General features: G+C 72.7%; 14 protein-coding genes. 8 read left to right on the top strand and 6 right to left on the bottom strand.

What is annotated here, in order from left to right; all coding sequences use genetic code 11:
- Positions 1–258 precede the first annotated feature (258 nt).
- Positions 259–579 (top strand): hypothetical protein, encoded by a 321-nt coding sequence (locus Acy02nite_RS19070; protein ID WP_307872286.1) that lies wholly within the window; start codon positions 259–261, stop codon positions 577–579.
- Here Acy02nite_RS19070 and Acy02nite_RS19065 read toward each other — a convergent pair.
- Positions 576–998, bottom strand: coding sequence for a glutaredoxin family protein (locus Acy02nite_RS19065; RefSeq protein WP_203742346.1), 423 nt, complete (start codon positions 996–998; stop codon positions 576–578). The two genes, Acy02nite_RS19070 and Acy02nite_RS19065, sit on opposite strands and share 4 nt — an antisense overlap.
- 79 nt (positions 999–1,077) lie before the next feature.
- Between Acy02nite_RS19065 and allB the strand changes: the two genes are divergently transcribed.
- From allB to Acy02nite_RS19045, 4 genes are all read left to right on the top strand, one after another.
- The gene (allB, locus tag Acy02nite_RS19060) at positions 1,078–2,388 is read left to right on the top strand and encodes an allantoinase AllB (protein WP_203742344.1); all 1,311 of its coding nucleotides are present in this window, start codon (positions 1,078–1,080) and stop codon (positions 2,386–2,388) included.
- The gene (gene alc / locus Acy02nite_RS19055) at positions 2,388–3,374 is read left to right on the top strand and encodes an allantoicase (protein ID WP_203742342.1); all 987 of its coding nucleotides are present in this window, start codon (positions 2,388–2,390) and stop codon (positions 3,372–3,374) included. Before allB ends, alc begins: the two co-directional genes overlap by 1 nt.
- Positions 3,359–4,513, top strand: a complete 1,155-nt coding sequence (locus Acy02nite_RS19050; RefSeq protein ID WP_203742340.1) for an aminoglycoside phosphotransferase family protein — start codon at positions 3,359–3,361, stop codon at positions 4,511–4,513. The genes alc and Acy02nite_RS19050 overlap by 16 nt, the downstream gene beginning before the upstream one ends.
- 63 nt (positions 4,514–4,576) lie before the next feature.
- Positions 4,577–5,677 carry a protein-L-isoaspartate O-methyltransferase family protein gene (locus Acy02nite_RS19045; protein ID WP_203742338.1) on the top strand — a complete coding sequence of 367 codons (1,101 nt, stop codon included), beginning with the start codon at positions 4,577–4,579 and terminating at the stop codon, positions 5,675–5,677.
- A 117-nt stretch (positions 5,678–5,794) separates the two neighbouring features.
- Here Acy02nite_RS19045 and Acy02nite_RS19040 read toward each other — a convergent pair whose 3' ends face one another.
- The 3 genes from Acy02nite_RS19040 to Acy02nite_RS19030 all read right to left on the bottom strand — a co-directional run bounded on the left by Acy02nite_RS19040 (position 5,795) and on the right by Acy02nite_RS19030 (position 9,499).
- The gene (locus Acy02nite_RS19040; protein ID WP_203742337.1) at positions 5,795–6,457 is read right to left on the bottom strand and encodes a response regulator; all 663 of its coding nucleotides are present in this window, start codon (positions 6,455–6,457) and stop codon (positions 5,795–5,797) included.
- A gap of 110 nt (positions 6,458–6,567) precedes the next feature.
- Positions 6,568–7,845 carry a sensor histidine kinase gene (locus Acy02nite_RS19035; RefSeq protein WP_203742336.1) on the bottom strand — a complete coding sequence of 426 codons (1,278 nt, stop codon included), beginning with the start codon at positions 7,843–7,845 and terminating at the stop codon, positions 6,568–6,570.
- A gap of 76 nt (positions 7,846–7,921) precedes the next feature.
- The gene (locus Acy02nite_RS19030; protein WP_203742335.1) at positions 7,922–9,499 is read right to left on the bottom strand and encodes a phospholipase D family protein; all 1,578 of its coding nucleotides are present in this window, start codon (positions 9,497–9,499) and stop codon (positions 7,922–7,924) included.
- Between the two features lie 133 nt (positions 9,500–9,632).
- On the opposite strand from Acy02nite_RS19030, the gene Acy02nite_RS47205 reads away from it, so the two are divergent.
- On the top strand, positions 9,633–9,758 hold the full coding sequence (locus tag Acy02nite_RS47205) for a hypothetical protein (protein WP_264653291.1): 126 nt from the start codon (positions 9,633–9,635) through the stop codon (positions 9,756–9,758).
- Positions 9,759–9,855: 97 nt separating this feature from the next.
- Here the strand turns inward: Acy02nite_RS47205 and Acy02nite_RS19025 are convergent, their stop codons facing one another.
- The gene (locus Acy02nite_RS19025) at positions 9,856–11,055 is read right to left on the bottom strand and encodes an aminopeptidase (protein WP_203742334.1); all 1,200 of its coding nucleotides are present in this window, start codon (positions 11,053–11,055) and stop codon (positions 9,856–9,858) included.
- 71 nt (positions 11,056–11,126) lie between these two features.
- Here Acy02nite_RS19025 and Acy02nite_RS19020 point away from each other — a divergent pair, with 71 nt between their 5' ends.
- Positions 11,127–11,363 (top strand): helix-turn-helix domain-containing protein, encoded by a 237-nt coding sequence (locus tag Acy02nite_RS19020; RefSeq protein WP_203742333.1) that lies wholly within the window; start codon positions 11,127–11,129, stop codon positions 11,361–11,363.
- 1 nt (position 11,364) lies between these two features.
- Positions 11,365–11,979: a Clp protease N-terminal domain-containing protein gene (locus tag Acy02nite_RS19015; protein ID WP_203742332.1), complete on the top strand. Its 615-nt coding sequence runs from the start codon at positions 11,365–11,367 to the stop codon at positions 11,977–11,979.
- Here the strand turns inward: Acy02nite_RS19015 and Acy02nite_RS19010 are convergent.
- Positions 11,972–12,436 (bottom strand): GNAT family N-acetyltransferase, encoded by a 465-nt coding sequence (locus tag Acy02nite_RS19010; protein WP_203742562.1) that lies wholly within the window; start codon positions 12,434–12,436, stop codon positions 11,972–11,974. The two genes, Acy02nite_RS19015 and Acy02nite_RS19010, sit on opposite strands and share 8 nt — an antisense overlap.
- Between the last annotated feature and the right edge of the window lie 8 nt (positions 12,437–12,444).

Genomic DNA, 12,444 nt, shown 5'->3' with positions numbered 1-12,444 from the left:
CGGCCGGCAACGCCGCGACGAACGGCACCCGAGCCGGGCCGCTCCTGGGCGCTTCATAAGGTGCCAACTCTGCCTGCGCCGCATCGCCGTTGACCTCGAACCACGCCGCGCCGGATACGTACAACACCGCATAGCCGGGAGGCGATGACGGTGCGACACGAACCGGTACGAATCTGGTATCAACCCTGGAGACAACGATGCTCGTGCGGGTGCCCCTGGTACCCGTGCCCGGACGCGGCGACGATCCCGCCGCCGTCGGTGACCCGCAGCCTGCACCTCGGTGACGACGAGCCCGGCCGCGAGACGCCGGACGGCGCGCCGGAGCATCTGTGGGAACGCCCGTCCTGGGAGTGCCGCTCCTGCGGACGTCCGTGGCCCTGCGAACCCGCCCGGGCCGTCCTGGCCGCCGAGTCGGATCGGGTGTCGCTGGCACTCTACATGTCCGGCCACCTCGAACGGGCCGTCGCCGACCTGCCGAGACGGTCGCCGCCCGAGATGTTCGACAGATTCCTGCGGTGGATCCATGCGCGCCCGGTGAGCCGCGACCGATCGCGCGCGCTGACCGTGACGGGAGCCTAAACCGTCTGCAGTCGGTCCTTGAGCCACTGCGGATCGGGGTTGACGAATCCCTCGCCGCCGATGACCACGGTCGGCACGGTCTCGTTGCCGTCGGCGAAACCGCGGACGATCGCCGCGGCCTCGGGGTCCTTCCAGATGTCGACCCACTGCACGCGGTCGGACTCCGGGCCGAGCCGGGCGCGCAGCCGCACGCAATAGGGACAACCGGGGCGCCAGTAGACGATCGGGAGGCTCCCGGCGACGGCCTCGGCGGCACGCACCCCGCGCGGGAAGACCAGCGGCGACGTCACCACGCCCAGGGCCAGGAAGAGCGCCAGCAGAACCGCCGCGCTCACCGTCGCACCCTGGGCGGCCTTGAGGGCGGCGACGAGCACGCCACACGCCGCACTGAGGAGAGCGAGTCCCCACCGTCGCATCATGGCGGGAAGGCTACGCCTGCGACATCGGGTGCGGCAGGGAAGGGCATCCGCGGAAACAAATCGCGGTTAGGGTCGGCCCATGTTCGATCTTGTGGTGCGATCACGGCGGGCGATCATGCCGGAGGGCGAGGCTCCGGCCGCCGTCGCGGTCGAGGCCGGGACGATCAAGGGCATCTTCCCGTACGGCGTGGAGCTGCCGGCGGCCACCGACGTCGATCTCGCTGACACCTGCTTGACACCGGGTCTCGTGGACACTCATGTGCATGTCAACGAACCAGGACGCACCGCTTGGGAAGGGTTCGCCAGCGCCACGAGAGCGGCCGCTGCCGGCGGAGTCACCACGATCATCGACATGCCGCTCAACAGTCTCCCGCCCACGGTCGACAGGTCCGCCCTCGCCGCCAAGCAGGCGGCCGCCACCGGCCAGTGCCACGTCGACGTCGGGTTCTGGGGCGGTGCGATCCCCGGCAACGCGCCCGACCTGCCCGGCCTGCACGCCGCGGGTGTCTTCGGCTTCAAGGCGTTCCTCGCCGACTCCGGCGTCCCGGAGTTCCCACCGGTCGACCGGGCCCAGCTCACCGCGGCGATGGCTGCCGCCGACGCGCTCTTCGTGGTCCACGCCGAGGATCCGGAGCACCTGCGGGACGCCGCGAGCTCGGCCGCCTACGCGGATTTCCTCTCCTCCCGGCCGGCCGACGCGGAACACGCCGCGGTCGCCACCGCGATCGACGTCGCCCGTGCGACCGGGCGGCGGGTCCACATCCTGCACCTGTCGGCCGCCTCCGCCCTGCCATTGATCGCCGAGGCGAGGGCCGTCGGCGTGCGGGTCAGCGCCGAGACCTGCCCGCACTACCTCACCCTCGACGCGGCGCAGATCCCGGACGGCGCGACCGAGTTCAAGTGCTGCCCGCCGATCCGCGACGGGGCGAACGCCGACCGGCTCTGGGCCGCGCTGGCCGACGGTCTGATCACGTGCGTGGTCAGCGACCACTCGCCGTGCACGCCGGAGCTGAAACGGCAGGACACCGGGGACTTCGCCGCGGCGTGGGGTGGCATCGCGTCGGTGCAGCTCGGGCTGCCGGTGATCTGGACGTCCGCCCGGGAGCGGGGTCACTCGCTCGCCGACGTGGTGAGCTGGATGGCGACCCGCCCGGCCGAGCTGGTCGGGCTGCCGCGGAAGGGCCGGATCGCGGTCGGGGCGGATGCCGACCTGGTCGCGTTCGACCCGGACGCCGAGTTCGTGGTCGACGCGCACGCGTTGCATCACAAGAACCCCGTCACGCCGTACGCGGGAAAGACTCTGAAGGGTGTCGTGCGCACCACCTGGCTGCGCGGATCGCAGGTCACCGGCGCGCGACCGGCCGGCCGTTTTCTGACGAGGGAGAGCTGATGGAGGACTTCACCGCACTGCCCGACCTCGCGTCGCGGGCCTTCGGGGGTGGCGTGGTGCACGCCAACGACGAGTTCTTCGCGGCGGCCGGCCATCTCGTGCTGCCGTCCGCGCCCGGGCACGCGCCGAAGACCTTCGACCACAAGGGCCAGGTGTACGACGGCTGGGAGACCCGCCGTCGCCGCAGCCCCGGGCACGACTTCGCGGTCGTCCGGCTCGGCGCGCCCGGCGTGATCCACGGCGTCGACATCGACACCGCGTTCTTCACCGGCAACTTCCCGCCGTTCGCCTCGCTCGACGCCGTGGCGCTGCCCGGTTACCCGGGGCCGGAGGAGCTCGCCGAAGCGGCGTGGTCCGAGGTTTTGCCACGCGCGGAGCTCAAGGGTGACAGCAGCAACGTGTTCCCGATCGGGGACACGCGGCGCTTCACCCACGTGCGGCTCAACATCTTCCCGGACGGTGGGGTCGCCCGGCTGCGCGTGCACGGCGAGGTCGTGCCCGACCCGGACCTGCTGCCCAAGGTGTTCGACGTGGCCGCGGCCGAGCACGGCGGTCGCGTCGTCGACTGCAGCAACATGTTCTACGGCCACCCGCAACGGATGCTGATGCCCGGTCTCGCGCTGAACATGGGCGACGGCTGGGAGACGTCCCGCCGCCGCGACGACGCCAACGACTGGGTGCTGGTGCAGCTCGCCGCCCCGGCCAGGCTGCGCTTCGCCGACCTGGACACCAGCCACTTCAAGGGCAACGCGCCCGGCTGGGCCGGTCTGACCGGCATCACGGCCGAGGGCGACCAGGTCGAGCTGCTGCCGAGGACCGCCCTGCGACCCGACACCCCGCACCGGTTCCCGCTGCTCAAGGGGCCGGAGGTGACCCACGCACGGCTCGACATCTACCCCGACGGCGGGATGGCCCGGCTGCGTCTGCACGGGCGGGCCGATCGCGCGCACCTATGGGCCAGAATGAGGCAGTGTCTCGAACCGTGACCCTGGTGCTGGTCGATCCGGCCGGTGAGCTGCTCGGCGCGCTGCCGCCGTTCACCGTCGACAGCCCCTGGTGGCAGGAGACGGCGGAGGTGGTCGCCGCGGCCGGGGCCGACGTCACCGTGCTGCGGCTGCTGCACGCGGACCGGCCTGCCCCGCCCGGCGGGCACGTCACCTACCTGGCCGAGACCCGCGAACGGCCCGCGGGGCTGACCCCGCTCGGCGCCGACCTCGTGCCGCACGCCCAGCGCGCGCCGTGGGCCGAGCCGGGCGGGCCGGGCGCCACGCTGGCCTGGGCCGCCGGGGTGCTCGACCGGCTCGGCCTGCCCAGGGTGACCGCCTCCCAGCAGCGGACCTGGAACCTCTCCGCGATCTGGCGGATGGACGGCCCCGGCGGCCCGGTCGCCTGGCTCAAGCAGGTGCCCGGCTTCTTCGCGCACGAGCCCGTCGTCTTGGGGCTGGTCGCCTCGGTCGCGCCCGGCCTGGTGCCCTACGTGATGGCCTCCGGCGCATCCGGCCGGATGCTGCTCGCCCATGTCCCCGGCGAGGATCGGTACGGTGCCGGCGCCGACCTGTGCGCGGCCGTGTCCGAGGCGTTCCACCCGGTGCAGGCGCACTTCGCCGGCCGTCTCGACGAGCTGGGCGGGGTGCCCGACAAACGGCTCGACGTCGGGCGGTTCGTCAACGTGGCCGCGCCGTACGTCGGCGGCATCCCCGGTCTCGCCGAGCTCATCGACGGCCTGCCGGAGCGGCTGGCCGCGGCCGCCGCGTGCGGGCTGCCGGACACGCTGCTCCACGGCGATCTGCACCCCGGCAACGTGCGGACCAGCGGCGGGGCCGGCCCGGTCATCGTCGACTGGGGTGACTCAGCGATCGGCAATCCCGCCTTCGACCTGCTGCGGCTCGCCGAGGGCCTGGAATCGCCGGAGCCGCTGGTCACGGCCTGGGCGCGGCGGTGGCGGGAAGCGGTGCCGGGCTGCGACCCGGAACGGGCCGTCGAGCTGTTGCGGCCGGTCGCGGCGTTGCAGGCGGCCGCGACGTATGCGGGCTTCCTGGCGAACATCGAACAGGCGGAATGGCCGTACCACGCGAGCGACGTGCCGGAGTGCCTGGCCGCGGCCGCTTCGGCGGCTCGCGGCTGAGTGCAGGGCCTGGCGGCGCGCTCGGCTGAGCGAGACGGCCATGGAGGTGCGTACCGTGTGGACATGGCGGATGCCCGGCGGCACTATCTCGATCTGATCCGGCAGGACGGCGTGCGGCTGACGCCCGAGCTGGCCGAGGCCTTCGGATCCGTGCCACGCGAGCTGTTCGTGCCGGAGGGCTTCCACCGCCGCAACGGCGGATGGGTGACGCCCGGCGACCCGGACTTCCTGGCCACGGTGTACCGCAACGACGTGCTGATCACCAAGCTGAACGGCGACGTGCCGATCAGCTCGTCCAGCCAGCCGTCACTGATGGCGATCATGCTGAGCGCGCTGGAGCTGCGGCCCGGGATGCGGGTGCTCGAGGTCGGCGCCGGGACCGGCTACAACGCGGCGCTGATGGCGGCCCTCGGCGCGACAGTGACCAGTGTGGACGTTCAAGAGGACGTCGCCGCCCGGGCGCGGGCGGCGCTCGCTCGCGCCGGTGCCGCTGGGGTGCGGGTCGTCGCCGGGGACGGGTATCTCGGCGATCCGGGGGCGACGTACGACCGCATCGTCGTGACCGTCGGGATCGCCGGGCTCTCGCCGCACTGGTTCGAGCAGCTGGCCCCGGACGGCCTGGTGATCGCCCCGGTCGAGCACGCCGGTCACCACCCGGTCCTCGCCGTGCGCCCGGGTGATCCGGTGACCGCGGCCGTGGTCTGCTCCTCCGGGTTCATGTCGGCGGCGGGGCCGCTCGGTGCCCGCCACGCCGGCAGTCATCCGCGGTCGGCCGGCACGCTCCCCGAGCTGACTCCGGCCGCGCCGGCCCGCTGGTCGCCGCCGCTCGACACGAGCGCGTATCGCGACCTCTGGTACGCGGCCGGCGCCTGGGACCGGCAGGCGACCCTCGCCACCCCGGCCGACTGGGACCAGGCCCACCTGATCCTGCTGGACGATGCCGGTGGCAGCGGCGCCGCCGTGCTCCCGGACGGTTCAGTGGCCGCGGGCGGCCCGGAGGCGGACCGCTGCGCCGCCGCGGCCATCGCAATGATCGACCGCTGGCTGGAGCTGGACCGCCCGTCGATGCGCGACTGGCGGGTCGGCCTGGCCCTGGACGGCGACCCGTCCGCCCCGATCTGGACCCCGCACACCTGGCAGCTCCTCCCCGGCTCCTCGAGCTGACCCGCCGGGGCACGAGGCGCGCCTGTGCCCTCTCCTGCGGACCCCCTTTGACGAACAACCACGGTGCGAACCAGCCAGAAAGCGCAACGCGCGGCTGGGGGGATGGCCGCCCGGGCCTCAAGGGCGGGCGCCGAGGTAGGTCAGGACGGCCATGACGCGGCGGTTCGTGTCGTCGGTCGGGGGCAGGCCCAGCTTGGCCAGGATGTTGCCGACGTGCTTGCCGACCGCGGTCTCGCTGACGAACAGCGCGCCCGCGATCGACGAGTTCGACCGGCCCTCCGCGATCAGCCCGAGCACCTCGCGCTCCCGCGGCGACAGGCCGGCGAGCGGATCCCGCGGCCGGTGCAGCAGCCGCCGCACCACCTCCGGGTCAACGACGGTCCCGCCGGCCAGGACGGTCCGCAGCGCCGCCATGAAGTCCTCGATGTCGGCCACCCGGTCCTTGAGCAGGTAGCCCACGCCGTCGCCGGTGCCGATCAGGTCCGCTGCGTACTCCTCCTGCACGTACTGACTCAGCACCACGACCGGCAGCCCGGGCCGTTCCCGGCGCAGGTGCACCGCCGCTCGCAGCCCCTCGTCGCGGAAGTCGGGCGGCATCTTGATGTCGGTGATCACCAGGTCCGGCTCGTGCACACCGACCGCCGTGATCAGGTGCTCGGCGTCGCCCACCGCGTCCACCACGGTCAGCCCGAACCGCTCCAGAAGCCCGGTCAGCCCCTCCCGGAGCAGCACGCCGTCTTCCGCGAGAACGACACGGGGTGACGCGGTGGGAGGTGACATGGCGGGAGATGGCGCGGCGGCAGGTGACGTGGCGGGGGGTGACGTGGCGGGGGGTGACGTGGCGGGAGGTGACGTGGCGGGACGCGGGGCTGGGGAAGGCGTGGAAGGGCTCACCGGGGACACGGCAGCTCCACCCGCAGCAACGTGGGCCCACCGGCCGGGCTGGCCAGCAGCAACCGCCCGCCCGCGGCCGCCACCCGATCCGCCAGACCGGTCAGCCCGCTGCCCAGCTGCGGATCAGCGCCGCCACCCCCGTTGTCCTCGATCTCCAGCTCGACGTGGGTGCCGTCGCCCTTGACCCGGACCCGGGCCTCGGTGGCGCGGGCGTGCTTGGCGACGTTCGTCAGGGCTTCGGCGGCCACGAAATACGCCGTGGTCTCGACGCTCTCCGGCGGCCGGGCGTCGATCGCGGCCTCGACCGCCACCGGGACCGGCGAGCCTGCCGCCAGCTCGCGCAGCGCGGCCGGCAGCCCGAGATCGGTCAGCACCTGCGGGCGGATCCCGTGCACGAGGTCGCGCAGGACCACCATCAACTCCTTCGCCTGGGAGTGGGCCAGCCCGAGCGGCTCGGCGGCCGGCGAGCTCTCCGGGAGGTCGAGCCGGGCCATGCCCAGGTGCAGGGTCAGGCTGGTGAGCCGGTGCTGGGCGCCGTCGTGCAGGTCGCGCTCGATCCGGCGGCGCTCGGCGTCGAACGCGTCGGCCAGCCGGGCCCGTGACTGCGACACCTCGCTGAGCTGGTCACGCAGCGGATCGCCGGCGCCGAGGAGTCGCCGCGCGAGCATCGCCTGCCCGGCGGCGAGGGCCCCGGCCAGGTAGAGCCAGAGCGGGATCAGCACCAGGCCGGCCAGCGCGAGCGGGAGACTGCGCGGGCCGCCGTCGATCGTGTACGACCCGAACTGCCAGGCGCCGACGCCGAACGGGCTGCCGATCACGAGCACCTGCGCGAGCAGCCCGATGAACGCGGCGAAGACGACCGGTGGGGCCAGCACCGCCAGCAGCACGGTGTAGAGCACCGCCCGCCAGGTCGCCTCGTCCCGGTACAGCCCCGCCAGGTCGCCCGGCCGGCGGACGGGACGCAGCGGGCGCGGGTCGACCAGACGCAGGCGACGGCGTTCCACAGCGGCCACCGGGATCGCGACCAGTGGGGCGCCGGCGAACAGCAGCGCGGTGGCGACCACGACGAGGACCACGACGGCGAGGCCGGGCAGGTCACCGTGGAGGACCCGGCGGGCGGCCACCAGCAGCGGCAGCAACAGCAGGGTGAGACCGAAGGAGAGGGGCGCGGCGACGACCGCGGTGGTGGCGAGGAACGCCGCCGAGCGCCAGGGCCAGGTGGTGACGACGTATCGACGGTCCCGCAGGGCCGCGGTCAGGCTTGTGGTGGACACGTCATCACCGTATGCAGCGGGGCGGTCGCGACCCACCCGGCTGGCCCCCGAATCCAGGTATACCCAGGTATACCTTTCACCACCGCCCGGCCCGGCGGTCACGCCAGGGGCGCCCGTCCGGGTCGTAGATCAGCCGGTACGCCGGAGTCGCCCAGAGCCGTTGGAACCAGGGGAGCCGGGTCGTCTCGTGCGGGATCAGGCGCCCTGGTGGACGCGGGCCCCGCCGGCCGCCGTCACGCCAGTCGCGGAGGGCTTCGGCGGCGGCGGTCATCGTCCGTACGGCGGAGATCGGGTCTGCAAGATCTTGATCGTCGTCGCGATCGAGGTGCTCACGGGTCAGCGCCAGCCGCAGCTCGCGCGGGAATCGCCGAGCACCGTCGCCGAGCCCGGCCGGATCCACCGGCTCCCGGTCGTCGGGCGTCTCGTCGAGGATCGCGCAGGACAGCTCGCTGTCGTGGGTCCACGATCGACGGTTGAAGTTGTCGCTGCCGACGCTGCACCACACGTCGTCGACGACGCAGACCTTGGCGTGCACGTAGATCGGCGTGCCCTCGTCGTTCTCCAGGTCGAAGATGTGCACGCGGTCCGAGGCGGCGTGCCGGCACAGCTCGATGGCCTGTTCCCGGCCGACCTGGTTGGGCGGCAGCGCGAATCTGCCGTCGACGTCCGGGTGGCGCGGTACGACAGCGATCAGGTGCAGCTCGGGGTTCTCCCGCAGCGCCTCGGCGAACAGCTGCGCGACCTCCTTCGACCAGAGGTACTGGTCCTCCACGTAGATCAGCCGGCGGGCGCGCTTGATCGCCTTGGTGTAGCCGCGGGCCACACTCTGCTCGCCGAGCGGCGCGAACGAGTACTTCGGGCGCATCGCCGGGTACGTCCGCAGCACCTGCACGGTCAGCGGGCCGCACTCGGGCGGGTCCGGCGGCTTCTCCGGCAGGCGGTCGGCGTGCAGGTCGGCGTGCTTGAGCTGGTCGGCGATCGTGGAGATCGGGCCGTGCTGGTCCAGCGGCGCCGGGTCGCACCAGCGCTCGCGGAAGGTGTGGTCGAGCGCGCCGACGACCGGACCGCGCAGCTCCAGCTGGACGTCGTGCCAGGGCGGGGTCGGACCGTACGCCTTCGCCATGCGCACCGCCTGCGGATCACCGCGATGGTCCGCGTCGTCGCGCCGGCTGTGGCACAGGTCGATGCCACCGGCGAACGCGACATCCTGCTCGGGGCGCCCGGGGTGCCGCAGCACGACCAGCTTCTGGTGGTGCGAGCCGCCGCGCCGGACGCGCTGGTCGAGCAGCACCTCGCCGCCGGCCTCGCGGATCTGGTCGCCGAGGTTGCGGTTCTCCTCCTCGCTGTACGCCAGCCTGTCCACGTGGGAGCGCCACAGCAGCCCCTTGACGATCACCCCGCGCCGGGCCGCCGCCGCGAACAACTCGGCGATCGTCGGGCCGCCGTCGACGGCCAGCTCGTCCGGGTCACCACGCCAGTCCGTGAAGAACAGGTGGTCACCCGCTTCGAGCTTCTCCACTTCCGTGGTAAGTCGGGAGAAGTACGTTTTCCCGTGAATTAGCGGTTCAGCTGTGTTTCCACCGCACCAGTTGGGTAAATCAGTGTGTGGGTTGCCGCGTTCAGCGGCGGACAGCAGCCAGTCCTCCGATGGCACCAGACAACCCCTCCGAGGTCGACGACGCCCTCACCGTAAGCCCCTGGACCGCCTCGCGCACTTCCTAAGCGATCATCCCCCGATCGTTGTCCCCTTTCCCGGCCCGGAGTTCCACCCGCGGAGGAGCATCGTCATGAGCAGCGAGCCGCTGACCACCACCCCTGTCCCGGAAACCACCGAGTCCGCCGAGACGGGCCTGCTCGTCACCATGCTCCTGCTGGTGCTGCTCGGCACGGCCGCGATCCTGTTCATGTCCTGACGGCCGCGAGCATCGCCGGCGTGGGCCCCGCCGCCCGGGCGCGACACCCGGGCGGCACCGCCGGACAGCCGTGGACCTGCCCCGGGACCAGGCAGTCTCAGCCCAGCACCCACTCGTCGTCGCGGATGATGTCGACCGTCCCCTTCGGACCGCTGCCGGTCACGGTGATGCCGGCGCCGCCGACCACCACGTCGGTGTGCACGCCCGACGAGTTCAGCCCCAGCGCGCCGCGCTGCTCCTGACTCATCGCCACCCCGCCCGGGACCGCGAACGGGAAGCTCTGCCCCCACGCCACGTGACACCCCGCGTTCTCGTCGAAGAGCGTGTTGTGGAAGACGATCCCGGCCTGTGCGATCCGGCTGTCCCGGTCGACCAGCGAGACCTCGCCCAGGTAGCGCGCACCCTCGTCGGTGGCGAGCTGCGCCTCGACGATGTCGGCGCCCTCGTCGGCTGCCACCGCGGTGATCCGCCCGCCCTCGAAGGTCAGCCGCAGGCCGGTGACCAGGCGACCGCTGAGCACCAGCGGCTTGGTGACCAGCAGCACGCCGTCGGCCCGGCTGCGGTCGGGGCTGGTGAACACCTCCTCGGTCGGGATGTTCGGCATGTACGCGATCCCGGCGTCGTCGACCATCCCGCCGCCGGTCCAGTGGCAGCCCGGGATCAGCCCGACGGTCAGGTCGGTGCCCTCGCCCCGATAGCGGACCTCGGTCAGCTCCAGCGCGTCGAGGGCCGCGCCGCGCTCGGCGAGCGTGGCGGCCCGGTGCTGCCAGGCGGTCACCGGATCGTCCTCGTCCAGCCGCATCGCGGTGCCGACCGCCTGCCAGAGCCGCTCCAGGTCGGGCTCACCGAAGATCTGACCGGCCCATCCCGGATTCGGCGCGCCGACCGCCGTCCAGCGCAGCTTGCCCAGCACCGCCTCCCGCCGGGCGTGTGACTCCTCGACCCGTCGCGCGGCCGCCTTCACCGGGTCGGCGCCGTCGAGCACGTGCGCGTCGGCGTCACCGACCAGGGTGATCCAGGCGGCGCCCTGCTCGCCCCACTCGCGGGTGCGCTGCAGCACCCAGGGCCGGCTGGCGCGGAGCTGGTCCAGGCTCGCGTGGTCGACCTCCGAGCGGCGCATCGGACCGTCCGACCAGATCGGCTCGACCCAGGCGGCGCCGGCCGCGTAGGCCGCCTCGACCACCGCGCGGGCGATCTCCAGGTGGGCGGTGTCGGTGTTCAGGACGACGCCCTGCCCGGGTTGCACGTTGACCCCGGCCCTGACGACGACGTCGGCGAAGCGTTCGATCCAATCCATACAGGTGAGCCTAGAACCCTGCTCCGTCAACTGGGGTTGACATGTGGATAGTGTCAACGTAGGTTGACGTCATGACCGAGGCAACCGACCTTGCCGCCGCCGCGAGCAGCGCCGACCCCCGGGTCGGTCTGCGCGCGGTGGTCGCACTGCGCCGCCTCCTGGAGGGCCTCGAGCACCTCCAGGTGGCGAATGCCCGTACCAAGGGCTGGTCCTGGCAGGAGATCGCCGATGCGCTCGAGGTGACCCGTCAGGGCGTACACAAGAAACATGCCCGGCTGATGCCGATGACCGACCCGCGGGAGGGTTGAGATGTTCGAGAGGTTCACCCAGAGTGCCCGCGCCGTCGTGACCGGCGCCAAGGATCAGGCCCGTGAGCTGGGTCATCCGGTGATCGGCACCGAGCACGTGCTGCTCTCGCTGCTCACCGTCGACAGCGGTGCCGGGGCCGTGCTGCGCCAGGCGGGCGTGGACCGTGACGCGGTACGCGCCGCGGTCGTCCAGCACGTCGGCGACCAGGGCGACGAGACGGTCGTGGCCGACCGGGACGCCGAGGACGCGGCGGCCCTCAAAGCGATCGGCATCGACCTGGACGCGGTTCGTGCCGCGATCGAGGAGAACTTCGGCGCCGGCGCGCTCCACCTGCCGCGACCCGCCCCGAAGAAGCGGGGGATCTTCGGGAAGCTCTACTCGGGCGGCGGTGGCGGCCACACGCCGTTCTCCAGCCGGAACAAGAAGGTGCTGGAGCTGTCCCTGCGCGAGGCTCTGCGGCTGAAGCACAAGTTCATCGCGCCGGAGCACATCATGCTCGGCGTGATCCGCGAGGGCCGGGGGCTGGCCATGCAGATCCTCGCCGAGCAGGAGATCGACGTCGAGCGCCTGCGCACCGACCTGGCGCGCTCGCTGGAGGCCGGCGCGGTCACCTGAGACTGAGCCGCATCCCCGGTTCCGCGCTGCGCCGGAACCCCAGCGACCGGTAGAGCGGCTCGCCCTCGGCCGACGCCTTCAGGTCGACGGCGAGCACGCCGCGCTCGCGGAACCACGCGATCAGCGCGGTCATGCACCCTCGCGAATACCCTCGCCGCCGCATGTCAGGATCGGTCACGACGTTGTAGACGTAGCCGACCCGCCCGGCCGCGTTGAACGGATTCCCGAGCCGCTGCTCGATGCTCCCGAGCGCGCACGCCGCGAGCCCCTCGCGCTCCGGCCGATCCACCACGAATGCGGCCAGCGTCGAATCGGCCCGCCCCAGTCGCTCGATCAGTGTCCGGCGGGCCGGTTCATGCCAGTCGTCGTTCCAGTTCTCCGCTTCGAAAGTGCGCAGCATGACGCCACGAAGACGCACCAGTTCCGCGGCATCCGCCGGCGACGCGAGACGAATCATCACTCCCG

This window comes from Actinoplanes cyaneus (assembly GCF_016862095.1).
In the GTDB taxonomy this organism is placed as follows: domain Bacteria; phylum Actinomycetota; class Actinomycetes; order Mycobacteriales; family Micromonosporaceae; genus Actinoplanes; species Actinoplanes cyaneus.
Note: the sequence above shows the minus strand (reverse complement) of the source record. Positions and strands in the feature narration are given on the sequence as shown.